The organism is Acinetobacter septicus (assembly GCF_019355975.1).
Taxonomy (GTDB): Bacteria; Pseudomonadota; Gammaproteobacteria; order Pseudomonadales; family Moraxellaceae; genus Acinetobacter; species Acinetobacter ursingii.
This window is the reverse complement of record NZ_CP079898.1, coordinates 1-23,216: the sequence shown is the minus strand read 5'-3', so window position 1 is coordinate 23,216 and position 23,216 is coordinate 1. Positions and strand designations below refer to the sequence as shown.

The 23,216-nt window shown below is 40.3% G+C and carries 32 protein-coding genes; 14 read left to right on the top strand and 18 right to left on the bottom strand.

The window, feature by feature from the left end; genetic code table 11:
* Nucleotide 1: 1 nt before the first annotated feature.
* Genes I6L31_RS00160 through I6L31_RS00130 form a run of 7 tightly spaced genes read right to left on the bottom strand, consistent with a single transcriptional unit; the run spans nt 2 to nt 3,388 of the window.
* A complete protein-coding gene (locus I6L31_RS00160; protein WP_005003569.1) occupies nt 2-370 on the bottom strand; it encodes a hypothetical protein in 369 nt (122 codons plus the stop codon).
* A complete protein-coding gene (locus tag I6L31_RS00155) occupies nt 367-606 on the bottom strand; it encodes a helix-turn-helix domain-containing protein (protein ID WP_005003568.1) in 240 nt (79 codons plus the stop codon). Before I6L31_RS00155 ends, I6L31_RS00160 begins: the two co-directional genes overlap by 4 nt.
* On the bottom strand, nt 603-1,925 hold the full coding sequence (locus tag I6L31_RS00150; protein ID WP_005003567.1) for a replicative DNA helicase: 1,323 nt from the start codon (nt 1,923-1,925) through the stop codon (nt 603-605). Before I6L31_RS00150 ends, I6L31_RS00155 begins: the two co-directional genes overlap by 4 nt.
* A complete protein-coding gene (locus tag I6L31_RS00145) occupies nt 1,925-2,719 on the bottom strand; it encodes a hypothetical protein (RefSeq protein WP_005003562.1) in 795 nt (264 codons plus the stop codon). Before I6L31_RS00145 ends, I6L31_RS00150 begins: the two co-directional genes overlap by 1 nt.
* The gene (locus tag I6L31_RS00140) at nt 2,719-2,874 is read right to left on the bottom strand and encodes a hypothetical protein (RefSeq protein ID WP_005003561.1); all 156 of its coding nucleotides are present in this window, start codon (nt 2,872-2,874) and stop codon (nt 2,719-2,721) included. The genes I6L31_RS00145 and I6L31_RS00140 overlap by 1 nt, the downstream gene beginning before the upstream one ends.
* A 39-nt stretch (nt 2,875-2,913) precedes the next feature.
* Nucleotides 2,914-3,189 carry a hypothetical protein gene (locus tag I6L31_RS00135; protein WP_005003560.1) on the bottom strand — a complete coding sequence of 92 codons (276 nt, stop codon included), beginning with the start codon at nt 3,187-3,189 and terminating at the stop codon, nt 2,914-2,916.
* Between the two features lie 10 nt (nt 3,190-3,199).
* The gene (locus I6L31_RS00130) at nt 3,200-3,388 is read right to left on the bottom strand and encodes a hypothetical protein (protein WP_005003559.1); all 189 of its coding nucleotides are present in this window, start codon (nt 3,386-3,388) and stop codon (nt 3,200-3,202) included.
* 106 nt (nt 3,389-3,494) lie between these two features.
* Between I6L31_RS00130 and I6L31_RS00125 the strand changes: the two genes are divergently transcribed.
* The 14 genes from I6L31_RS00125 (at nt 3,495) to I6L31_RS00060 (ending at nt 11,539) form a co-directional block, all read left to right on the top strand.
* Nucleotides 3,495-4,214, top strand: a complete 720-nt coding sequence (locus I6L31_RS00125) for a LexA family transcriptional regulator (RefSeq protein WP_005003557.1) — start codon at nt 3,495-3,497, stop codon at nt 4,212-4,214.
* A 202-nt stretch (nt 4,215-4,416) separates the two neighbouring features.
* Nucleotides 4,417-5,256 (top strand): pentapeptide repeat-containing protein, encoded by an 840-nt coding sequence (locus tag I6L31_RS00120; RefSeq protein WP_219349270.1) that lies wholly within the window; start codon nt 4,417-4,419, stop codon nt 5,254-5,256.
* Complete coding sequence (locus I6L31_RS00115; RefSeq protein ID WP_004997230.1) at nt 5,253-5,474, top strand: hypothetical protein; 222 nt, start codon at nt 5,253-5,255, stop codon at nt 5,472-5,474. Before I6L31_RS00120 ends, I6L31_RS00115 begins: the two co-directional genes overlap by 4 nt.
* Nucleotides 5,471-5,692 carry a DUF7446 family protein gene (locus I6L31_RS00110; RefSeq protein WP_004997228.1) on the top strand — a complete coding sequence of 74 codons (222 nt, stop codon included), beginning with the start codon at nt 5,471-5,473 and terminating at the stop codon, nt 5,690-5,692. The genes I6L31_RS00115 and I6L31_RS00110 overlap by 4 nt, the downstream gene beginning before the upstream one ends.
* Nucleotides 5,689-6,087: a hypothetical protein gene (locus tag I6L31_RS00105; protein ID WP_005003550.1), complete on the top strand. Its 399-nt coding sequence runs from the start codon at nt 5,689-5,691 to the stop codon at nt 6,085-6,087. The genes I6L31_RS00110 and I6L31_RS00105 overlap by 4 nt, the downstream gene beginning before the upstream one ends.
* On the top strand, nt 6,084-7,145 hold the full coding sequence (locus tag I6L31_RS00100) for a hypothetical protein (protein WP_005003548.1): 1,062 nt from the start codon (nt 6,084-6,086) through the stop codon (nt 7,143-7,145). The genes I6L31_RS00105 and I6L31_RS00100 overlap by 4 nt, the downstream gene beginning before the upstream one ends.
* Before the next feature lie 10 nt (nt 7,146-7,155).
* Nucleotides 7,156-7,938 (top strand): phage recombination protein Bet, encoded by a 783-nt coding sequence (gene bet / locus I6L31_RS00095; protein ID WP_005003546.1) that lies wholly within the window; start codon nt 7,156-7,158, stop codon nt 7,936-7,938.
* Complete coding sequence (locus tag I6L31_RS00090) at nt 7,919-8,524, top strand: lambda exonuclease family protein (RefSeq protein ID WP_005003544.1); 606 nt, start codon at nt 7,919-7,921, stop codon at nt 8,522-8,524. The genes bet and I6L31_RS00090 overlap by 20 nt, the downstream gene beginning before the upstream one ends.
* Entirely contained in the window at nt 8,524-8,793 is a 270-nt protein-coding gene (locus I6L31_RS00085; RefSeq protein ID WP_005003542.1) for a hypothetical protein, read from the top strand. Before I6L31_RS00090 ends, I6L31_RS00085 begins: the two co-directional genes overlap by 1 nt.
* Nucleotides 8,781-9,344 (top strand): hypothetical protein, encoded by a 564-nt coding sequence (locus I6L31_RS00080; RefSeq protein WP_005003539.1) that lies wholly within the window; start codon nt 8,781-8,783, stop codon nt 9,342-9,344. Before I6L31_RS00085 ends, I6L31_RS00080 begins: the two co-directional genes overlap by 13 nt.
* Complete coding sequence (locus tag I6L31_RS00075; protein WP_155237296.1) at nt 9,337-9,504, top strand: hypothetical protein; 168 nt, start codon at nt 9,337-9,339, stop codon at nt 9,502-9,504. Before I6L31_RS00080 ends, I6L31_RS00075 begins: the two co-directional genes overlap by 8 nt.
* Before the next feature lie 28 nt (nt 9,505-9,532).
* Nucleotides 9,533-9,784 (top strand): helix-turn-helix transcriptional regulator, encoded by a 252-nt coding sequence (locus I6L31_RS00070; RefSeq protein ID WP_035245739.1) that lies wholly within the window; start codon nt 9,533-9,535, stop codon nt 9,782-9,784.
* 301 nt (nt 9,785-10,085) lie between these two features.
* Nucleotides 10,086-11,309, top strand: a complete 1,224-nt coding sequence (locus I6L31_RS00065) for a tyrosine-type recombinase/integrase (protein WP_004989903.1) — start codon at nt 10,086-10,088, stop codon at nt 11,307-11,309.
* Entirely contained in the window at nt 11,309-11,539 is a 231-nt protein-coding gene (locus I6L31_RS00060) for a hypothetical protein (RefSeq protein ID WP_004989905.1), read from the top strand. The genes I6L31_RS00065 and I6L31_RS00060 overlap by 1 nt, the downstream gene beginning before the upstream one ends.
* A gap of 38 nt (nt 11,540-11,577) precedes the next feature.
* On the opposite strand, the gene I6L31_RS00055 is transcribed toward I6L31_RS00060, so the two are convergent.
* From I6L31_RS00055 to I6L31_RS00005, 11 genes are all read right to left on the bottom strand, one after another.
* Nucleotides 11,578-12,060, bottom strand: coding sequence for a hypothetical protein (locus I6L31_RS00055; RefSeq protein ID WP_005003659.1), 483 nt, complete (start codon nt 12,058-12,060; stop codon nt 11,578-11,580).
* Nucleotides 12,057-12,638, bottom strand: coding sequence for an N-acetylmuramidase family protein (locus tag I6L31_RS00050; RefSeq protein WP_005003657.1), 582 nt, complete (start codon nt 12,636-12,638; stop codon nt 12,057-12,059). The genes I6L31_RS00055 and I6L31_RS00050 overlap by 4 nt, the downstream gene beginning before the upstream one ends.
* The gene (locus I6L31_RS00045) at nt 12,635-12,970 is read right to left on the bottom strand and encodes a phage holin family protein (RefSeq protein WP_005003655.1); all 336 of its coding nucleotides are present in this window, start codon (nt 12,968-12,970) and stop codon (nt 12,635-12,637) included. Before I6L31_RS00045 ends, I6L31_RS00050 begins: the two co-directional genes overlap by 4 nt.
* A gap of 95 nt (nt 12,971-13,065) precedes the next feature.
* Nucleotides 13,066-13,881 (bottom strand): hypothetical protein, encoded by an 816-nt coding sequence (locus I6L31_RS00040; protein ID WP_005003653.1) that lies wholly within the window; start codon nt 13,879-13,881, stop codon nt 13,066-13,068.
* Nucleotides 13,874-16,669 (bottom strand): phage tail protein, encoded by a 2,796-nt coding sequence (locus I6L31_RS00035; RefSeq protein ID WP_005003651.1) that lies wholly within the window; start codon nt 16,667-16,669, stop codon nt 13,874-13,876. The genes I6L31_RS00040 and I6L31_RS00035 overlap by 8 nt, the downstream gene beginning before the upstream one ends.
* Nucleotides 16,653-16,844 carry a hypothetical protein gene (locus I6L31_RS00030; RefSeq protein ID WP_005003649.1) on the bottom strand — a complete coding sequence of 64 codons (192 nt, stop codon included), beginning with the start codon at nt 16,842-16,844 and terminating at the stop codon, nt 16,653-16,655. The genes I6L31_RS00035 and I6L31_RS00030 overlap by 17 nt, the downstream gene beginning before the upstream one ends.
* Nucleotides 16,841-17,074 carry a hypothetical protein gene (locus I6L31_RS00025; RefSeq protein WP_005003646.1) on the bottom strand — a complete coding sequence of 78 codons (234 nt, stop codon included), beginning with the start codon at nt 17,072-17,074 and terminating at the stop codon, nt 16,841-16,843. Before I6L31_RS00025 ends, I6L31_RS00030 begins: the two co-directional genes overlap by 4 nt.
* 7 nt (nt 17,075-17,081) lie before the next feature.
* Nucleotides 17,082-17,888 (bottom strand): phage BR0599 family protein, encoded by an 807-nt coding sequence (locus tag I6L31_RS00020; RefSeq protein WP_005003645.1) that lies wholly within the window; start codon nt 17,886-17,888, stop codon nt 17,082-17,084.
* Nucleotides 17,885-18,859, bottom strand: coding sequence for a hypothetical protein (locus tag I6L31_RS00015; RefSeq protein ID WP_005003642.1), 975 nt, complete (start codon nt 18,857-18,859; stop codon nt 17,885-17,887). Before I6L31_RS00015 ends, I6L31_RS00020 begins: the two co-directional genes overlap by 4 nt.
* A gap of 39 nt (nt 18,860-18,898) precedes the next feature.
* On the bottom strand, nt 18,899-22,561 hold the full coding sequence (locus tag I6L31_RS00010) for a transglycosylase SLT domain-containing protein (RefSeq protein WP_005003640.1): 3,663 nt from the start codon (nt 22,559-22,561) through the stop codon (nt 18,899-18,901).
* Between the two features lie 59 nt (nt 22,562-22,620).
* Nucleotides 22,621-23,037, bottom strand: coding sequence for a hypothetical protein (locus I6L31_RS00005; protein ID WP_005003638.1), 417 nt, complete (start codon nt 23,035-23,037; stop codon nt 22,621-22,623).
* Nucleotides 23,038-23,216: the final 179 nt, after the last annotated feature.

Below are 23,216 nucleotides of genomic sequence, written 5' to 3'. Positions count from 1 at the left end.
ATCATGTTCGCATGGGATTTTGATTGCTTTCATGCTTAACGCCCTCAATTGCCCGCATTCCCTTTTTCATCATTTCAAATTGGGTTTTAGAGCATGGTGTTTTACGGTTTTTGATCAATCCGATCTTTGTGCTTGAGCAATTCATGTAATTCGCCAACTCCAAAGTTCGACCTAATTTCGCATCTAGCCAGTCACTTAATTCTTTCGCTTGTTCTTTGCTCAATCTCGGCATCTGAGTTTGAGTTTTAGCCCTGCCACGCAACTTGATTTCCCGATTATTAAATTTTTGCTTTGGCGCAATCTCCGAGAATCCCTGAAGCACTGTAATTTTGTTGCCCTGTGCTAACCATTCTTCTACTGTTGTTGTCATGGCTTATCTCCAAACAATCGCTTAGTTTTCTCGCTTGCAAAATATAATTTGTCGTGACCAACCCTTTTAAAGTAAAGCCACCCTGACTCGCTCAAAGACTTACAAAGTCTCTGCGCAGTGCGCTTACTAACACCAAGCTTAAGTTCAACTTCCTCGATGTTTAGGGCTTTATCTGTTTCAGCAAACTGACTCAAAACAAAAATAATATTGTCAAATATTTCTACGTAATTACTCATGCCGCACCTCCTTGATCTTCTTCCTTAATCCCCGCGAAACGACAAATATCTAAACGATCAATCGCACGAACCACACCACGCTTGCCGTGTCGGTTTTTAACAACACACAGCTCCGTAACACCTGTTGGAAGGTCTTCATTGTCTGAAATTGGATTAGCCAAAACAATCTGATCTGCATCTTGCTCAATCTGCCCAGATTCTTTGATGTCAGATGCCTTAGGTCTTTTGCTTTTTTCTGCATCACGGTTTAATTGCACAAGCGCAATTACTGGGCATTTAAACTCCTTGGCCATCGATTTGAGTTCACGGCTAATTGAGCTAACTTCTTGAAACCGATCTTTCTTGCTTGGATCTCGCACAAGCTGCAAGTAATCAATAACGATACAGCCAAGCCCTTTAAATCTGCGATCTGCTCGACGTGCATATGATCTGATTTCAGAAATTGACGGTTTTTGTTTGTCTTGAATCCATATTGGTAGTTTTTCGTATGAAGCCTTGGTAGCCGCATAATCTTTCATCAAACCATTGTAGAGTTCAGCATTGTGAATGTTGTTGTATGGAATCGCTCCTAACGCGCTGATCATGCGATTTGAAAGGGTTTCCTTATCCATCTCAGCAGACACAAACAAAACGCCTTTACGGTGGATTTTTGCAGTGTGGATTGCCAACATTTGAGCAAGTGTTGATTTACCCGATCCTGGACGACCACCCACAACACAGAAATGCCCTTTTTGAATCGTTCCTAGCAAATTATCCAGGTGAGCAAGATTGAATTGAACACCTGTATAAAGCTTTTTGTCTTTAGCTTCCGCTTTCTCGATCATCTGTTTTAGTGCGCTATCAATTGCATCCTCAAAGCTCACGCCATGGTCGTTTTGCTCATCACTATCGACTTGACCCAGTAGATTTTCAGCTTCTGCGAATACATCCACTTGCGTTGTGTCTTGTGCTAGTGCTGTGATGCGCTGACCGATAGTTTCAACTTGACGATGTGCTTTAAGTTTTTTAAGTTGACCGATGTAAGATTCGCAGTTGTAAAAACTACTTGGCGCTTCTGACATCAACTCAAGTAAATATTGCTCACCACCCATGAGGTGCAACACATTTCTTGATTTCAACCACTGCTCGACCATGACTGCATCGTAAGGCTTGTTGTTGTTCGCAAGATCAACAATTGCTTTGTAAATTTCCGTATGTCGTTCAGAGTAAAAACACCCTTCGTCTAGATCATTCCCTACCGTTTCCATTGAAAGCGCGGTTGTCATCAAAGCACTTAAAACAGCTTGTTCCATTGCAATGTTTTGAATACGACTGCTCATCACCACGCTCCATAATCAAGTTGTGAATCAGGGGTGGTTGGTGTTTCATTTGCTTGTTGTGGCTGTGGGAATAAGCCTATGAAACGATCAAGTTTTTCTGGCTCACGACAGATCAATTCGATGTCGGTATAACCGCCTTGAACGTGGTAATCAGACTTAGAGCAATTCAAGATTGCATGTTTGATGTCTTCAACCAGATAGCCATCAACAAGACGTGCTTGAATTTTTTTAGCTCGTTTATCAGAGAGAATCGTTTTTTCATTTTTACTGAATGTGGTTTTCCAGAACTCGAAAATCTCACATATATCTTTCTTAATATTTTCTTTCTTATTTGTTTCTTTCTTAGTAGCGCCATTTTCGGGGGTAGTCTCCCCTCCATTTTGGTGGGTACTCCCCATTCCATTTTCGGGGGTAGTCTCCCCTCCATTTTCGGTACTACCATCCATTTTGGTGGGTAGTTCAAACTCAGGATGAATGATTGAGAATTTATTAGTCTCGCCAGTTGATCTTTGCACAATAATCAACCCCAATTGTTCTAATTGACGAACAGAATCAGTCAAGGTTTTAAGCTTCTTAATACCTGTCTTTTCTTGAAGGAAATTAGATGTCAGTGACCAATTGCTGCGCGAAAATCCATCTGTAAAGCGACTAATAACGAAATAGCATTTTAAGGCGCTACCAGTCATTTCAGACACATAGCCCTTGTCCACCAAATAGTTTGGCGTTCTAGTGTATTTATCTTCCACTGGGGTCGCCTGCTTTAAATATTTATCTAAGTCAAAACCTATATTCATCACCCACCCCACGCAAAGTTAGCCAACTCAGCTTTAGCTTTCGCTACAGCAGACGCAGTTATGAGTGAAGGTTGACGTACATAAGCCTCAACCGCTTTTTGAAATAAACTAATCTTTCGATTTAGTTCAATGTCTGTTAAAATTTGATAGTTCATTTGATTTATCTCACTGAACATAAAGCCTGATCTTGTACATCAGGCTTTTTCTTTGTCTGAATCCCCGCAAATCCCTTCCAATCCCTCTGAAATACAAACCTCAGTAGAGATATCCCGCACTAAAGCTTTTAATCCCAAGCGCTCAAAAGATTTTGCTTGTAAATTAAGTACATGCCACTCACCCACAATTTCTTTTTCAAGAAGAAATGCGAGGTACTGAGCAAGGTCTTTACCCTTAATTTCAGCAAGTGTTTTTGCTCGTTCATGGATTTCAGGAGATAAACGAACATGCGTCGATTTCTTTTCCAGACTCATTTATGTGTCCTTATGCAGCAGTATTTCTTTGAATGTTTGGATTTAAAAAAAGATGTGGATACTCAAGCTTTACCTTTGCAGGTATGCCGCGCGTCATCCAGTTTTGTACCCGTTGTTTATCTTTGTAGCCAAGCAGCTCAGCCACTTTTGTTGAGCCACCTAGCTTTAAAAGAACTTCTTTATCAGCCTCGATAGTCATGGTTGCCTCAAATAAACATTTGTTTAATACATAGTAAACGGTGTGTTTACTAGTGTCAAATCATTTGTTTAACACAAAATGTTTACTTTTCTGGATAATATGCATAATGAACCAATTGGATTTTGAAATGACCACCGAGACCCTGCCTCACCCTTCTGTTATAAGGCTTTTGGAAGCGAGTGGGAGGACACAAGAAGAAACCGCAAAGTTAATCGATGAATCACCCCAAACAATTACTAATTGGAAAAGACGCGGTGTTTCTAAAGCTGGGGCCTTGAAAGCATCAAGTAAATTTAATGTTTCTGCGAACTGGATTCTTACTGGGATTGGGGAAAAAGAAAGTATCGATATAACAAAAGTTGTTGAGTGGGATTCAAACACACCTATTGATGACGATGAAGTAGAAGTTCCATTTTATAAAGAGGTTCTAGTTTCTTGTGGCTCTGGCTCTTTAGCGGAAATCATTGGCAATGAGACACGAAAGCTTAGGCTTAGTAAGGCAACCTTGCGTCAATATGGCGTAGAAAGCTCCAATGCCTATGCTTTAACAGCCTTTGGTGATTCCATGACTCCCGTGATAAACAATGGGGCTACAGTGTATGTTGATGTTGGGCGCACCAATATAATTGATGGAAAAATTTACGCCATTAATCATGGTGGATTATTTAAGTTCAAATTTTTATATAGGATGCCTAAAGGCGGCGTAAGAATAGTTAGTGCAAATAAAGATGAATATCCAGAAGAAATTTTAACAGCCGACGATATTATGGATCAGGATTTTAGTGTTGTAGCATATGCGTTTAATGTTCAAAATCCATTACCATAAGTTAAACATTTTGTTTTCTATTGACCGCCAAGTGCGGTCTTTTTTATGTTTTTGTTTATTAATAAGAAAACAAAAAAATAAACATTTGTTTAAATAATATGTTGACTAAAGTAAACGCTGTGTTTACTATGATCTCACAGACAAACAAAAAGCCCTTCTCGACTGGAAATCAAAAGGGCTTTACTCAAAGAGTGAGGTCATTATGACACAGAATTACGAAATTAAAAATCGCTGGACTGGTGAGGTCCTTTTCTCTTGTGAAATCCCTGACGGTATGGAATCTGGAATGATTGCACGTCATGCGGTTGAGACTGCTATTGCTGAGGGCGCGAATCTTGGGGGCGCGAATCTTCGGGGCGCGAATCTTGGGGACGCGAATCTTGGGGGCGCGAATCTTGGGGGCGCGAATCTTCGGGGCGCGAATCTTGGGGACGCGAATCTTGGGGGCGCGAATCTTGGGGGCGCGAATCTTGGGGGTGCGAATCTTTGGGGCGCGAATCTTGGGGGCGCGAATCTTGGGGGCGCGAATCTTGGGGACGCGGATCTTGGGGGTGCGGATCTTGGGGGCGCGAATCTTGGGGGTGCGAATCTTTGGGGCGCGAATCTTGGGGGTGCGAATCTTTGGGGCGCGAATCTTCGGGACGCGGATCTTCGGGGCGCGAATCTTGGGGGCGCGAATCTTGGGGACGCGGATCTTGGGGGTGCGGATCTTGGGGGCGCGAATCTTGGGGGTGCGAATCTTTGGGGCGCGAATCTTCGGGGCGCGAATCTTGGGGGCGCGAATCTTCGGGACGCGGATCTTCGGGACGCGAAAAATGCTCCGCTTATTATCCCAACCTTACGATGGCTTGTTTGCATTAATGGATTTGGTTACATGCGAATCGGCTGTCAAAACCACAAAGTAGAGCAATGGAAAGCTTTTACAGATCAAGAAATTAGTCGCATGGATAGTGATGCTTTGAAATTTTGGAATCAATACAAGGTCATGCTTTTGGCTGCTTGTGAAGCGCATGTTCATTCTGATGAGGAGGTTGATCAATGACACAAAACGAATTAATCGATCAATTGATCAAGAATCAAAATGAGAAGCGAGAAAAGCTTGCTTCATCATCATTTATAAATTTGCTTTCAATCGGCTTTGTTGTTCTGTTCTTCGCGTTCTTATCTGCTGTTTTTGTTTATAAGGCTGCTGATGAGATGGACTATCAAGAAGCGAAAGCTAAGGCTTATCAGGCGCAGTTTGCGGGAGATCAGAAATGAGTAAGAATCCAATCAAGATCATGTCATCAATACTAACAAATACAATTTATGCAGGTCGTGTAAACCCGAAAAATCAAATGTTTGTTGGTGAAAAAGAGGATGTTACAGACACGGCAGTTTCAGCGGTGGCTCAATATCTGCTGCATAAGGGTGTTGTTCTTGAGTTTCAATCTCGGGGTAAAAAATACCGCTTAGAGGTAAATGAGGTGTCAGAATGAACACTTACTATAAGCCTGAAGTTTTTGCTGCCTCATTTCCAGAACTTGCGCTTGCTGATGAATTTATAACTCAAGCGAATTTTGTCTACTTCACACTTGAAGTATCTGGCGATGGCTACCCTGTTTATGTATCTGGGGTGATTGAAGCATCTGAGAAAGAAGATTGCTTTGAATATAACGCTTCATCTGATCCGCAAAACGCAGTTGATATTGACTTTGATTATTTAGAGGTTGATACGCAATCACTGGCTTTGGTTGAGGATTTCTCGGAATACGAAGTCAGTAATGGGATGAAATTTAAGCTTACAGAAGCTCAAGCGCAAAAGTTGAATGAGTGGCTTAAAGAGCATGCGATTGAGCAGAAGACAAATCATTTAAAAGGATGTTTAGCATGAGTGAATTACAAGTTATTGAGCAAAATGCGATTGTTGCAGCATTCCAATCTCAAGGTGGTACAGACGCTTTATTTGAGCGTATCGCTGAACAGGCTCGCTCGGTTGTGCCTGATGTGACAACAAAAAAAGGGCGCGATGCAATTGGGTCATTGGCTGCAAAAGTAAGCTCAAGCAAAAAACTTGCTGAAAAATATGCTTTGGATTTGGTTGCTGACCAAAAAGCTCAAATCAAAATTGTAGATCAAGACCGTATTCAATTTTGCAAAAAAATGGATGCGCTACGTGATGAAATTCTTGCACCACGCGATGCTTATGAACAAGCTGAAAAGGATCGTGTAGCGAAGCATAAAAATTTCATCGCATCAATTTTTACCATGGGTGCATTTGAACAGTACGAAAACCGTGGTAGCGACTACATTAAGCAGATGTTTTCAAACATCGAAGATATTGTGATTGATTCTTCTTTAGAAGAATTTGAGCAAGAGGCCAAAATTGCCAAATTTGAAACACTTGAAAAGCTGCGCACTGCCCTTGCTGCTCGTGAAAAATATGAAGCTGAACAAGCCGAATTAGAACGCTTGCGTCAAGCTGAATTAGAGCGTCAGCAACGTGAACGTGACGAAGCTATTGCACGTCAGGCTGCCGAAAACGCGCGCATTGAAGCTGAAAACAAAGCTCAGGCTGAACGCGAACAAGCCGAAAAGTTAGCGCGTGAATTTGCTGAGCGTGAAGCACGTCTGAAAGCTGAAAAGGAAGCTGCGGAACTGCGTGAAGCTCAATTAAAGCAGCAAGCGATTGAACAAGCAAAACAAGCTGAGATTCAAAAGCAGCAAGCGATTGAAGCGGAACGCCTACGCATTGAAGCTGAACAAGCTGCAAAGATTAAGGCGGATCAAGAAGCGGAAGCAGTGCGTTTGGCAAATAAAGAACACATGCGCTCAATCAATCGCGAAATTCTAAACAAGCTTTGTGAAATAGGACTAGATGAAGGTCAAGCAAAAGCGGTCATTACTGCGATTGCAAATAATCAAGTTCCGCATGTTTCGGTTAAATATTAAGGATTAGAAGATGAATGCACCTGCAAATAACAATATTGTTCTAGCTCAAATGCATAAAGTGGCTGTGGCGTTTGACATGGTTGATGTGGATCCTGAACAGTTAAAAAAGACGTTAATTGATACTGTGTTTAAAGGCGCGAACGATGTGCAACTTGTCAGCCTTTTGATTGTTGCTAACCAGTACAAGCTCAACCCATTTACTAAAGAAATTTATGCATTCCCTGCTAAAGGTGGTGGAATTACCCCTGTTGTTGGGATTGATGGTTGGGCGCGAATTATTAATGACAATCCTGTTTGTGATGGTATCCAGTTTGAGCAAGATGATGAATCATGTACTTGCAAAATCTACCGCAAAGATCGATCACACCCTACTGTTGTGACTGAGTATTTGAGCGAATGCCAAGGCACATCTGAACCATGGAAAAAATACCCAAAACGCATGCTTCGTCATAAAGCGTTAATTCAGTGTGCGCGTGTTGCTTTTGGCTTTTCAGGTATTTATGACGAAGATGAAGCGCGACGCATAGATGATTGTCAAACTTCACAGGTTAAGACGGTTACATCTGACGTTCCAGATGGATACCAAGAGTTTGAGGATGAGCACTTGCCTACCCTGAATCGTGAATCGCAATACGGTTCAGAACGCCTTAAGAGTGCGTATGAAGCCCTTCCCCAAGGTTCACACAAAAACCACTTGTGGGCAAAGCATTCTGTCAACTTAAAAGGAATCGCGCAGTTTGCCGACCAAGCCTTATCCAACCAAGGAGAAACCTATGAACATTCTCCAGCGTAATGAAGATTGGTTTGCAGATCGTGTAGGCAAAGTGACTGCAAGTCGTGTCAAAGATTTGAATGCGAAGCCTATGAAAGGAAAAGCTTTAAATGCATTGGGTTTAACTATTCTTGCTGAGCGTCTTACTGGTGTTCAAAAAGAAATCCCAACCAGCTATAGCATGCAGTGGGGAATCGATAATGAACCCCATGCTATTGCAGCGTATGAAAATGAAACAGGTAATTTTGTGGATGGGACTGGTCTTATTGATCACCCTTTCATTGAAATGTTTGGTGCGTCACCTGACGGGCTTGTAAGTAATGATGGGCAAATTGAAGTTAAGTGCCCTGACACAACAACGCACCTTAATACGCTTCTGACTAGAAAGGTTCCTGATGAATATATTCCACAGATCACCAGTCAATTGTCTTGCACTCGTCGTGAGTGGTGTGATTTTGTGAGCTATGACCCACGATTGAAAGCAGAACTTCAGATCATTGTTATTCGTGTATTTGCAAAGGATTTGGATATTTCTGGCATGGAATCTGATGTTCGAGCATTTAATAAAAGCATTGATGAAGCAATCAAAAGCTTAGGGGTGGCGTGATGATCCTACCAGAACAGCTTTTAGAAAAATTCCTTGTCTTTAACTGCAACGCTGGATTTGCAGTTAAGGGCACAAGCAAAGGCTTGCAGCTAAGCCGTAAGAATCAAAAATCACTCTTTATAAGTCACAAGGGTGAAATGAATAAAGAAGCGCAAGAGCGTTACCAGTTAATGCTTAAGTTGTGGTTTAGGGATGGTCGCAAGTTTATGGACGATCTCAATACTGAAGTTAGACGAATTTATAGGATGGTGGCGAGATGGTTGATTTAGAGAAAGAAAGAAAGGCGTTTGAAGAACAATGGAGACTTTTAGGAGGTCATTTGCTATATGTTGAATGGTCAACTGACAATATGTACTCGTTATCTCCAGCTGCAAAAGTATTAAATAAAAATGATCAAATATCACTATTTAATACCATAAATACTGCATGGGGATTGTGGGTTGTTCAGGCTAAGCAGAATAAAACCGAAATCGACTCACTCAAAGCTGAAAACGCGGCTTTGAAAGAGAGGTTGCAAAAGATAGAGGATGGTGAGTTTGTGGTGGTGCCGAAATCAGAAATCGGAAACTACTATTTCGATGATAGTGAGTGCATTTACATTGATGAGCCTGATAGTTTTTTATCTGAATTAGATGTTGGTGAAGTTTGCGAAGTAAAGCGGCGAGATTATTTTGATCTACCAACTCAGTATGCAGCAAAAGTCTTCATAGATATTGACAATATTGAATGGAGGTTGTTTGAAAGCGAACTTGAGGCAGAAATTGCAGCAAATGAGTGTAAAGACAAGTTTTGGGGAGAGCAAGGAGATGGGGATGAGTGAAAAGAAGCCATATGTAGAAATTTATGCGCGAGATGGTTATTCACTCAAGATGAATATAGAAGATATTTCAGATGTTTATTTTGTAATTCTATTTTTGATGACCGCATTTATAAGAAAGTCAGATTCTGTAAGTGTTGTTGAAGAAGCTGACGGAGGTTGATGTGAGCAAAATAATTATTGAACAAAACATGCTTGAAAAGATTTACGACGAGCTTCAACAGTTGAAGAAACAAGTTACCATTACTGACGAACGTCGTGTCTCTATAAAAGAATTTGCACAACGCATGAAAATGACTGAAGTAACCTTTTATGATCGAATTAAGAAAGGTGAAATTGACCCGCCCCGTAAAGATGGGCGATATAGTTACTACCTTAACTCGTATGTGAATAAGGTAGTCACAAAGACATCAAATTCTGATAAAGTAGCCGCTTACACATAGCGGCTTTTTAATGTCTCATAATTCAATACTTTAACAATTGTGAGTAACTTTGTGAGTAACATTAATTAAACCACATTGCATAAATCAATTAAATCAATAGGTTGCAATTAAAATGCTTCTCATGATCGAAAAGAAGATCATATCTTAATTGGCATTCAACGACATTAAGAAAACAACAAATTAAATTAGAAATATAATTTCCATTATTAAATAACATTCATCTTCATTAAATGACATTAAGCAAATTTGTGAGTAACATTGTGCGTAACACTTTTTTGATGATTTTCTGGTTACTCACACAATGCTTAACGACACTAAGATCAAACAACTTAAGCCAAAAGATAAACCATATCGTGTAGCTGATCAGGGTGGGCTTTGCATTGAAGTTCGAGTAAGCGGCTTGAAATTCTGGCGGTTCAGATATCGCTTTCTTGGCTCTGCAAAAATGGTCACATTGGGTGAGTACCCTATTGTCACTTTGGCAACCGCACGCCAAAAAGCACTTGAACAGAAAGCCTTGCTTGATCAGAATATTGATCCATCAGAATACAAAAAAGAAGCTGTCGAACGAGCCAAAGCTCAAAAGCCGATCTCTTTCAAAGAAATTGCAAACGAATGGTTTGATAAACGTAAAGACAGCAGATCGGAAGGTTATCGCTTGGATGTAGAGAAATCGTTTCGCTTAGATATCTTCCCGGCTTTCGGAAACAAAGACATTAAGAAAGTAAACGCAGCGGATGTTCTGACAATGCAGGACTCGACGCTTAAACGAGTAAAGAAGCAAAAAAACCATGGCACTGGTGAGTCTACAGCAATCCGAAATAGGCAGATCGTTGGCCAAGTTTTTGACTACGCGGTAGCAACGCTTAGACGTGATAGCAATCCTATTTCATCTTTAAAAGGGACTATTGAGAAGCCACCCAAAGATGGTGCGCGCCCAATGACAAATGAAGAGATGTCCATGTTTCATGAATCTCTCAATAATTATAAAGGTGCTGCTACAACTAAGAATGCAATCAAGATAGCGATCTATACGATGATGCGTTCGATTGAAGTTGTGCGACTACGCTGGGATTGGATTGATTTTGATAAGATGCTGATAACCATTCCACCCGCATCTGTTGAGCAATTAAAAAAAGGTCAGCGCAACATTAAGATGAACCGAACTCACATGGTTCCCCTATCTCAACAAGTTTGTGACGTATTAAAGAGCCAGTACGAGCAAACAAAAAATGGTGACTTGGTATTTTCAAGCGTCTTTGATAAGTCAAAGCTAATGAACAAATCAACAATTAATTCAGCGCTAGATTCAATGGGGCTTAAAGAATTGACATGCCACGACTTCCGCGCCACAGCATCTACCATTCTACACAGTAAAAAGTATGACAGTGATCATATTGAACTACAGCTTGCACATGTCGATAAAAATACTATCCGCGGCACTTACAATCACTCACAGTATTTAGATGAGCGTAGAAAGATGCTGCAAGATTGGGCTGATATAGTCGATAGCTGGAGTCAATAATGCCCTACTACATCAAAAAGAATAATAGATATCTCACCCTCGAAAACATCACAAACGAGCATTACGATGATGAATACAATATCGTGAATGAAAGTTACACAACAGGCTTCAACTGGACTTTAGACACTGAGTACGCAAAGAAGTTTTACACTCACAATGAAGCATCAGACTATGTTTATCGCTTTAGACATGTATTGAAAGATATTCAGATTGTCCAAGAAAAGTTTTGAAAATAATTGATGGAAAAATAGCACTCATTAGAGTGCTTTTACGGCCAAGCATTGCTCAATCGCTCTGCATCAGCTGCGTGTTCATCAGCTTTTTGTGCCACGTTTCGATATTCTGTGATGCAACTTTCGAGTATGTCACTTGAGGAATCTGCGTATTCAATGACGGTTTCGCGGGAAGCTGCGGACAGACGTTGTTTTGCAATGCTGAGTTGCTTTGACAAGCTGTTAGCACTGGACTGAGCATCGCTAGCATCAGACTCAATTTGTTTAATTTTGGCATTGTAGTTTTGCTCCGCTTTTGTGATTTGTTCTGCCCAAACTTTTTCTTGTTGAGCAGCTTGAACTTTGGATTTTTCAGCTGCTAATTGTTGCTGAGTGATGTAGTTGGCGTGTAATCGCTTCTGATCTTTGATTTCAGCAGCTTGATGATTTTGAATAAACAAACAGATCAATAATAAAAAAGCGAGAACTGCAATGATGCATTCTCGCCAGTATTTAAGGACTAAATACAAATAACTCATGAGAACTCCTTGTAAGCATTCGCCAGCTTTATGTCATAATTATTCTTTGCATACTCCTTGCCGTTGTAACTCAGTGCAAAGTTCTTCCAGTCCTGATTTCGCAAATATTTATCAAGCCCATTAGTTTTAATGAAGCGGCACATTGCATCCAATTGACCAGCCTCATCTTTATACATTGCATTGATAAATGCTTGTAATGACGCATAGCCTAGATCTTTCCAGTGATACCCCATCACCTGCCCCAAACCCCATGATGCTGACTCGAGCGCGGAAGCTCGATCATACTGACAAGCTGCATTCAAACGACCATGTTGTGCAGAGTACAAACCATACCCTCCTGATGTTTTTGCACATAGATCTGGCCGTTCACGCATCACTTTGTCTGCTAAAGATGCTTTAGCATTTGCGATAAGACGTTGACGAAAAACGTGGCGTTCAAAAAGAACCACAGGTGTACCATCGGAATTAAAACCGCTTCCCTTAGCTTCAACTTTCATGACAGCTTGCAAGGCTGCTGTTGGTACATTGATGGCTTTGGCAGCTTCTGTGATTTGCTCTAATGTGATTCTTTTACTCATGGCACCTTGCCTCCGCTAATAATTGATTTCCAGATAAGAATGAATGTATCGATCGCTTTACCACCCAAGTGCCCCGCTATGCCCGCAATTGCTGCGATTAAAACAATAGGCATTTCCCAGTAAACACATAGAAGAACAGTGATGATTCCTGCAAAACCACTCGTAATCATTTCAGCTATAAGTCGAAAAACTATATATTTCAGTGGCTTTGGTTCTTTTGAATTGTTAAGCTTATCCATGAATTTCACTAAGCCTCCCAACATTGCTAAAACAACAATCCACCCATAAGTGATGATTGCTGTAACAACCTCTTTCAGTGCATCTTTATCCATTGTTTTTCCTAATTTTTGGCAATAAAAAAGCACCCGAAGGTGCTTTATGTTGTTGAGATTTAAACTTCTATTTGCACAGCATTTTATGCGCCCTATTAAAGCTTTCTAAGATAAATATTCTTAATCTTACTGTGTGATGCTGTAATTCCAACATCCCAAATCGCAGCACCGATTGTAATAACGCCATTTCTAGTGAAATTAGCAATGAATTTTGAGTCCGTAAATGGTGTTCCAGCTATACCATCTTTATACGTTGTCCAAACTCCTGCGACTCGTCTAACAACATATTTCACAAAGGTAGTTCCATCACGGGTTTGATCTGTCGGAGCAAAAGCATCCTTTTCCCCCGGACTCATAATCGCACACATAAACCTAGATGACGGGTTAAATTGCATTGATATAGCACCGCTAGACCACCCCGTTCCAACCCCAAATACACACGGATATGACCCGCCACCGTTCGCCATCAATGCTACTTCTATACCGAACTCAAAATTAGATGTTCCTAAGTTTAATTCTGTGATTCCTGTTGTATTGAAACGAATGTAACTTCCATCAGGAACATACAAATACCCATCTTGAATTACTGCGCTGCCTACTGTTGTTGCAACAAGATTGAACTTACCATGGTCATTCTTATCAGACGAAAACGGCATATTGAGCAAGTATGTTTGAGTTGACACAACTTTAATGTCACTCAATTTTTCAACACTATTTCTTACAGAACTGACAGCTACATAGTAAAGTTTATTTTCATCAATATCAGTGTCCACATAAGTTCGATCTGTATCAAGTATGACAGCCTTTGGGGTAGGCAATGTTGTAGATGTAAAAGGTGTTTCAGAGCAGTAGTAACGCTGCTCGTCCACAAGCCCTTCAAGCTCCCAATTTAACTCTAAACGATTAGTCATTTTTAAACTCAACTGTTAAGTTGTACGGTGCAGAGAAGACTTGCGACAATTCAAAAATATGCTCAAACGGATGTAAGCACTCATAGCCATCTCTCACTGTTTTTGCTGTTACTTCAATTGATCTAGTTTCAGCTTGCATTGATGAAATTGCTAAAGTGTAAGTGTTGGTTCCAGTCGCATCTATGTTGTGCGTCGCAATAAGCAGTTCATCTACATCAAGCTCTTTGATAGTCAGCATTGTTGAAGTGCCACTTTCAATTGTAACGCCACCATCAAACCAGCTAAGAATTTCCCCACCTGTTTGTTGCAGGCGATTACGATCAACCCAAGTTAAAATTAAATCAGTGTCAATCTCGGCAGGATAATACTCACCATTAATTTTTACATTCGCTGGTGGATAAGGTCGAATTGCACGTGCATTCATTTCTACAGATAAAGCTGTTGCATCACCCAATCTTTGAATCCCACTCGGCGTAGTCGTCAACACTTTCGCATTAATAACTTCACCCAATACATACTGCTCAGAATCAAAAGCACTAAATGAATCGTAGAAATAAAAAACCGCACCTTGCAAATGCGGTTTCGGTACTGTGTCGAGTGCTGCACGTTTGACAGTGAGAATCTTGGTCACATCATCATAACTTTGATAAACCATCAATTCTTCATCGCAAAGAATTAATGTGCCGATTTCAGCTTGACTGATCGCACTCACATCTTTAACAGTAAATGATGTGTCTAAATAACTGATGTCTTGATCAAGTACAGCGGTTGGGCAGTAATCAACAATCGAAGCTTGTTTATACCCTGTACCGTTATCTGTAAACAACAACGCATTGATCGAGTTATTTTGTGGTTTCTTTGTTGCAACCATTAAATGCCCAAAATCAGGATTATTACTTAGTTCAGTATCAACTTGGGACTGACCAAAACGCTGTACTGCTTCAAAATATGGCATTTCAAAAGCAATACTTTGGTTTGGTTGCGGCGATAATGCAACAGACGTTGACTGATCAACATTTATTGATGGGTAGTTAATAGATGAAAAAGGAATCACTTCAACCCAATCCAGCGTAACAGTATTATCTATCCCGTCGCCAAGACCGATTTTCATGATACGAACTGGCACTTCAAACATATTTTGATTGGGCCAAGTCAACTTCATGACATCATAGCGATTGATCTTGCGAGCATCATATTTGCCAGTTGTGAAAGAGCCTTTTCGTGTTGGTGTTGAAAGTTGTTTTAGCTTCCAATTTCCAACTAATTCAGCATTGCGACGATTCATAAAATAGGGAAAGTCTATCGTTTCAGCATTTGACTGACTAGATAATATAGAGCCAATTTCATCTAATGAAAATGATGAATCTTTAATATTATCTCGGTCATAATAATTCACATTAACCGAATTAATCATATCGTCGATATTCGCAACTTCAATATTAAAAGACTTGATATTGCTTTCATTAAAAACTTGGGCATTATCTAAATCTAACAAATCATCACGAAATAGAACGATTTCATACAAGCCAGTTTGACGATTGACACGTATCCCTGCTTCGATGTGATACAGCAGCTCATCTATTGCTTCTTTGCATGATTTCTCTGTAAATGCTCCTGAAACACCTAAGCCCTCATGCCAAATTCTTCTTGCTGCAAACTTAAAATTCTCATCATTAATCATTGACTCAGTCTTGTTCATTGCATTGTCATTTGTAATGATCTCTCTGATCTGATGAATAGGGTTTATATCAATTCCTTTGACCTGACTGGGTGCTTCTAGCGGTTCTTGATAAAATACAGCAGGAGATATCTCATGATTAAAATAGAAAGAACCGTCATCTTCTGGATATAGATCACACTTGATAACACCAGTGATTATTGCTGGAAGTTGAGCAGTGATTTCCCACATTACTGATCTTCCAGCAACAGTTGTTGAATATTCATTATCGCACTCTAGAGAGAATAATCCTGGAATAAATGGTCTATCACCCATATTCCCCATCCCAGCAGAAAGAATAAGCTTTAACAGTCCAGTACCGCCGAAAGACATTGAGAAATTATTTTCATATGGGATATTTACTTGGCGAAAACTATAATGACACAAACCATTCACCAATTCCAACTCCCGAATATCAGGTTCCAGTATCACTTCACTACATACAACACTGTCATTTAAATATGCTATTTCGCTCTCATTCCCACACGTGGCCCAATTACATGAAGATGATGCTGAAACAGTTCCCATTGGTGTTGGCTCAATTATAGTTGGCGCATTATTTCTCGCACCAATTTCACATACAATAATCTCATTGCCATCTTCATCCATATGGCTTTTATACCACTGCTCGCTTCCATCATCTTTAATACGAGTACGTTTAGGCCAGTACAACACTTCTTTCAGCATTCCCGACATCGATACGAGCTGAAAACCCTTGTCTATTGTGTACCCTTTAAAAACAACATAAGACAAATATGGAAAAGATGACACAAGTTCGCTGTCATGCTCAGCTAGATATGCATTTTGACGTATATATTCAGGTCGGCCAGTGTGAATTTCAATCATCCCCACCCAGCCACCCTCTTGCTTGTCACCGCCAAAAATATTAGGCATCGCAATACCTAAAGAAACATCCCCCTCTTTAAGTATGTCTTGATAAATCCTGTCTGATAAAATCCAGCCCCGATTATCAGGGTTGATATCTAATATTCGCTCAATGCAATTCCCGAGTGCAACTTGCAGACCAGCAAAATATTTATATCCGACTGTTTGTTTACTGCTTCCGCCCATTTCTAGCCACCTCTACAACTTGCAAAGCCATTGCATCGTCAGTTTTGATAAAAAATTCTTCATCTAAACCGTTTTTTAAAAATTCTTGAAAATCCCAACCTCTAGCCAAAAAAAATGCCCGCGTTCCACGAGAGCACATATTGGCTTTTCGTATATCAGACATGTAGATTTTCATTTCTTACCCCCTTTGACTTTAATCGCTTCCGTGCTTTCATTGCCTTTCCAAACAATGTTTCCATGTATATGTGGTGAGCCAAAGATAGAAGAAAATGACACCCCCTCGTCAGCAATAGAACCGTCTAATTGATTAGGTTCAGGTCTGTTTTTTTTCTGCATTTTTCGCATCGTGTAATACGAGTAAACAGCAGATGCAACTGAAAGAACAATCGCTACGATTGCAAACATAGCCACCTCACTTAATAATTTGATCGTTTACTGGGTTTGATGCAGGGATGTTTGGAAACCCCATAAATCGCAATGTATTATCAAAAACTGTATGACATGGGCCTGATCTTGTTTGGTCACAACCAGGGGCAATCATTACCACATCGCCAACTTTTAACCCAGGGTGTTCGCGTACAAGACTAATAGTTGTATTTTCGCTAAATCTAATACTTGTAAAAATTCCATCTCTATAAAGCGCGCCGCGACTAAAGTAATTTTCAGGATATGTTGAACTATCATTAATCGTAAAGCTGACAGTCAAGCGATCAATTGCAGTGACAGTGACTTCAACTGACCAATCTTCAATATTTAGACCACAAATACGATCATAAATCTTGTTTGAGCAGCTTTTTTGAAACTTGCGAGTAAGAATATTCTTGTTCTGTTGAGTCTCAGCAGTAGAACTCACAAGCGTCATTGTGTTTGCATCATCATCAAACTTTGGCTGAATTACTCGCCCAATATGAATGACTAGCGTCTCGCCCTTATACAGCTCAAGAATAGTCACAGTGACGCTTTTGAAGTAAATCTTGTTAATGAACAAAGCTTGTAGATCATCACCATCTGCATTCAAGATTTGCATGGGATACGGAAAAGTAATCTCAGTATCGCACTTATCAATATCCTCGTCTGTGATGTCGCTACGTCCCACAACCAACGGCAGATAAGTATGACCATTATGATCTACGGCCTTTGCAGCACTGGTGAAGTACCATGTCTTGTCACCATGCTTAAACTCAAACAGGTCTTTTTTAGACTTAAATAAATTCATCATGGCGTTAGCTCCACCACAGGCACGTTCGTTTCAACAATGCCTGCACCTTTAAAATTGAACTCAATCGCATCGCTATTCAGGCGAAATAATCGCTTCACTGGATTATTCTTATCACCCTCAAACATTTGCAAATAGAACGCATTCAACCGCCCGCGACGACGATAAAACCATTTTTTTAAGTCAATATATTCTTGAGGATTGCGCATGAGTAATCGCAATACAAACATTTTCTTTGCGCCCATCCAGTGCGTATATCCCCAAATATTCCCCATGCCGCCATCGACAATATTTTGATGTTGGCTGAATGAAACATCGAGATAATCCCCATTCAATAACACTTTCCAGTCGCAATAATCTTCACTATTAAACTGTTCAGGTGCGGCTGAAATGGGATATTCGATATTTTCTAGCACTCTAAACGTGACTTGTGGTTTAAATACCAGTGCATTCATTTGTGCTGTCATGTCGCCATCAATGATGCAAAGTCGCAACGGTTGAAGAATCGGGCTTGTGGCTTCAATTGCGGTATGAATGCGGAAGCCGTCGAAATATGTTGGCACTTCTTCAATGACTTCATAACGCCCGATTTCAGTCACTTGCACAGCAGCAAATGTATTATTCGACTTCACCAAAATGAATGAGTCAACGCCGACATTTAACAGGCTTGTATCGCAATCAATGAAATCACCATCAATATCAGAAACAGTCACTGTTTCAAGCATTTGCGGTATTAAATATTCAGCACGCAATTCATCGTAAAAGGTGTCAAACATGCCCTGAATTTCAGCTTTATACGCCAACATTGAATAATTGAAGGACTGTCGTGCTGCATCAATTAGCGGTATGCGTTCTTCCTCTGTCGCATCGAAACTTTGATGAACATCAGTCTTAAACTCATAACGTTCAGTTGTTTCAAGCAAAGGGCATTTTGTGAGCAAGATATAATCACGCTCATTTATAGTCACTTTCATAAATTGCTCACATAAAAAACCGACCTTGGATTGGTCGGTTTAAATACCTAGTTTTGTTCTGTTCCGTTTAATGATATTCATCACAATCTTTTCGCCCTGTGGTGCAGCTAAAGCATTGTAATACTCTGAGTCATCCCAACTATTCATTACACGAACATTTACCTGAGGTGATTCCATTGGTTGATTTTGAGCATTTGCCGCCTGACGATCACTTAGATAATTAGTAAGATCCTTATTCTGCTCTGGATTCAATACACGCTCACCGCCATCCAAAAGCCATGTTCCTTCTTTCGGGATATTGTCTATACCGTTGTGGGCCATGCCTGTAATGCTTGGCGTAAATGCCTGCAAGGCAGCTTGTAAGACACCAGTTTGCGCTGTAGCCATCCCTACAGCTGGCAGGTTGTATGGGAATGGGGCGGATGCCCAAGCAGCAGAAATAGCTGCATAGCCATTCATAATTACACTTGCTAAGTTTGCGCTTTTTTGTATTGCAACCATCGCAATATAAGCATCTGAACTTTCCCCGGCATATCCTTTAACAAGATCACCCATTGAACCAAAAACAGAACTCATAGCAGATAAGTTGCTTGAATATAGCTGCGTATTTAGCTCAATTTCCTTCTGATTATAGTCAGCGGTTATTTCTGACTTAGCTTTGAGATATTGCTCATGAGCTTGCAAAAGCTGTGCGTTACGATCATTCTCATCTTTGATTAAATTAATACCTGAAACTTGATTGTTATAAGCATCATTTAACCCACTCATGTCTGAAGAATATTGATTTTGCAAACTATACCGAGCATACGCATCCGGATTTTGTCTCTGCATTAGTGCTTGAGCTGCATTTTGACCGTATTGAAAAACACTGTCAGATGCTTGATTCAAAGTGCGAAATTGATCCATCTGGTTTGCTTGAAGTAACTTTTTACGGTTTTCATCAAGCAACTCACCATTTGCCAAAATTTCTTCACGTTCCCTTTGATATCGTTTGACTACAATTTCAGTTTCATTCAGATATGCCTCAAATGCAGATTGAACTTGCTCATCCTGTTCACGCCGAACAGCCGCAATTTCGAAATCGCGCTTACGCTGCAATCCAGATATTACCTTGGCTCGTTCCTGCTCGTTAATTTTTGTACTGGTTTTGGCCAGTTCAATTTGACGTGCATAGTAGTCTTCAAGCTGCTTTACCCGATCCGTTTCAAATGCAGTGAGATTTGCATAATCTTCTTCACGTTGAACTTTTAGCTGAGTTGCTTGTTCATTATACAAAGCTGTCTCTTGGGCCAATCGTGATTTTAATTCACTGGTTCCAGTATAGGCTTGTGTAATTTTCTCAACCCGATCCCGATGATCTTTAGCAAGTTTTTCAGCATCAGTGTAATATTGAGCATCAATTTCCTTGCGTTTGTCGTCCAGATCTTTTTGAGCTTGCGCCGCAAGAGCCTGTTGAGCCAATATGTCTGCCTGAGTCGGCATCAGAATTGAATTATCAACTGCGGTTTTCCCGTTTACACCAGCAAACCATTTTTGAAATCCTGGTACATACCCCGCAACCTCTTTCCGCTTATCTGAGGATAATCCTCCGTTCAAATAGGAATTTAAGCCATCAGAACCTGCGTTATATGCCATCAACGCATAATCTTGTGTACCAAATTTGGCTCTCTTTTTTGCTAAGTCTTTAGCTGCTGCCGTAGCTTGAGCTTCAATTGAACTATTTGCATTTAATCCATATTCACGTCTAAAAATAGATGTTGTCTGAAATAAGCCTTTGGCACCTGTAGGGCTAACAGCATTAGGATTTCCACCTGATTCCTGAAGAACTAGAGCCGCTAAAGTACCAACTGGCAACCCATATAAACCTTCAATTTGGGCAAAATTATTTGCCTTAGCGATGCCTTGAACTTTAGCAATCGCAGCCAATTCTGATTTATTAAAACTATAATTTTTGAGATTAAAGTTTTTCATTGTTGCATCAACAACTGACTGCGGCAACCCAACTTTAAATGCGTTTTCACCATTGGCGCTAGATTGAGCATCAGCTAAAGCATTAGCTTTATCAACTCCCATGCCACGCCCAACCAAGCTTTTTATATACAAGTCACGTGAAGCATCCTTCCTTAGTTGAGTGATATATTCTCGTTGTTTTTGAGTTAGCTTTTCCCAAGCACCTGCTGATTCATTTACAAGTTTTGTTTGCTCTCTCTGTGAGTTATTTGCTTCATCTGTTGCCACTTTTAATGAAGATACTACACTTTTTTGAGCATCCAGTTTAGCTTTGGCAGAAGTGGCGGCACTAGAGTATTTGACCATATTTGCATTATAAACATCAGTCACATCAGATAATGATCCGATTCGATTTGCCAATTCTTCCGCACTAATTCCACCTTGCAAAAACTCTTGTCGCCATGCCCTTATTTGATCTGCCGATTCTCCTTGTTTTAATACCGTTTCTGCCAAGCCACTTGCATAAGACGCAACCTGATTTTTTGCCGCCTCATAAGCCTCGGTGTCTGCCTCTAGGTCTTTTGCCGCATCATAAGCGAATGCTCGTTGCTTAGCTTGACTTAAGCTATTGTAATGATCCACTAGCTCACTGATAGATTTACCCTGCATATCAAACGCATCAGTAGCATCTTCTGTTTTGCGAGTCATTGCATAGTATGTGCCACCTGCAATAGCCACTTGCACGCCTAAAGCAATCAAACCCAATGGACCACCAACAAGGCTCAACATTGCCCCACCTAAGCCGCGAGTAACTGTAGTTAGAGTGATGGTTTCTCCTGCCATTCGTGCCAGAGCAACTTGGTAACGAGTATATTGAATAAGACTTGCAGCAGCCTGAGCGCCCGCAATACCGAATGCGGCAGCCAAACGAACACCAACCACCGTTGCTAAAGCAGTAGCACCCGCTTCAACTTTATCCCAGTTTTCAGCTATGGCCTCTATAACCGGAATAGCATCGTTAATTAATGTCGCCTGCAAGCCCTGCCACTGCAAATCTAAAAGTTGTAAATTAACTTTTGCTTCAGCAAGGCTTTTAACCATGTCGTCAGACATGATTGCGCCCGCATTTTTTGCGGCATCACCCCAGAACTTAAAGCCCTGACCATTCTTTTCTAACAATGGAATCAGTAGCGAAGAATCACTAATAATCTGTTCCATATAAAATTTCATGTCATTAGCTGATGCGCCTGCTTTTTCTAATGAATTATAGAAAAGCTGTAGCGCCTCTGGCCCTGATAATTTTTGAAATTGTTGGATCGTGACACCTATTCGTGGTGCAATGTTGGTGAAGAAGTCGGCTAATGGCCCACCACCTGTTTGTTGGAAATCGCCAATTCTGTCCTGCATATCTTTCATCTTGTCTGCAAAAGACTCAATCGAAATACCCGCAGTTTCAGCACCCTTAGCGTAATACTGAAATTGACTAACAGATGCATTGGCAAGCTTAGAGAATCTTTGAATATCATTGCCCGCATTAATCACCTTTTCACTATAAGCAACCATACCCGCAACAGATAGGCCGCCAACTGCAAGGCTCAATCCTTTTACCGCTATGGATGCAACATCCATTGATTCGGCTATGCCTTTTCCAGAATTTCGAGCCTGACGCTCTGCTTTGCTAAGTGGTTCGCTGAAACTTGCTGTTCTGGCAACAAGATCAAGTGTTAGGCGGCCTAATGATGCTGTTGCCATATCTACTTTCCTCTAGGCAATAAAAAACCCCGACTAGCGGGGTTTTACAAGTGATTATATCATTTCAACTTTTTATACATTAAATCCATCTCATTTAGTTTTTTATTAAAACCATTTAGGTTAATTGTATTATCTAAATAAGCTAAACTCGGCCATCGTTGAAATCTGGTCTTAATATTTTTACTACGCTTCATTGAATAGATAATAAAGTCTGGCACATCAAATATACCATCTTGGTTAGATGTGTATATATGATTTAAATATTCTGTTTTAAGAATAGCTTGCGTTCCAGGATAATTATTATCACCTATTTTGATAAAATACATATTTTCATTGCGAAACAACCAAAAACTATCTTTTTGTAGAATGCATAGTTTTTTATCGGTAATGTGGTCTATTTTGCATTCAACATGCCATTCATCAGCTAAAGCAGGCTTGCATAGGAAAATTAAAAAAATTAATAATACTTTTTTCACACCAAAACCCCATTAAGTAGACTTAATGAGGTTAGCTTAAAATTTTCTTAAATGAAAGGCTTGCCTATCGTGGTACTGGTTTTAGTGGCAGCTTCTTCAATGCTCTAGCTTGACTGTAAATCTCATAACCCATCATAAAGTTGTGTAGCGGTTCAAAGGCTTCACTAAGCTTAACTAAA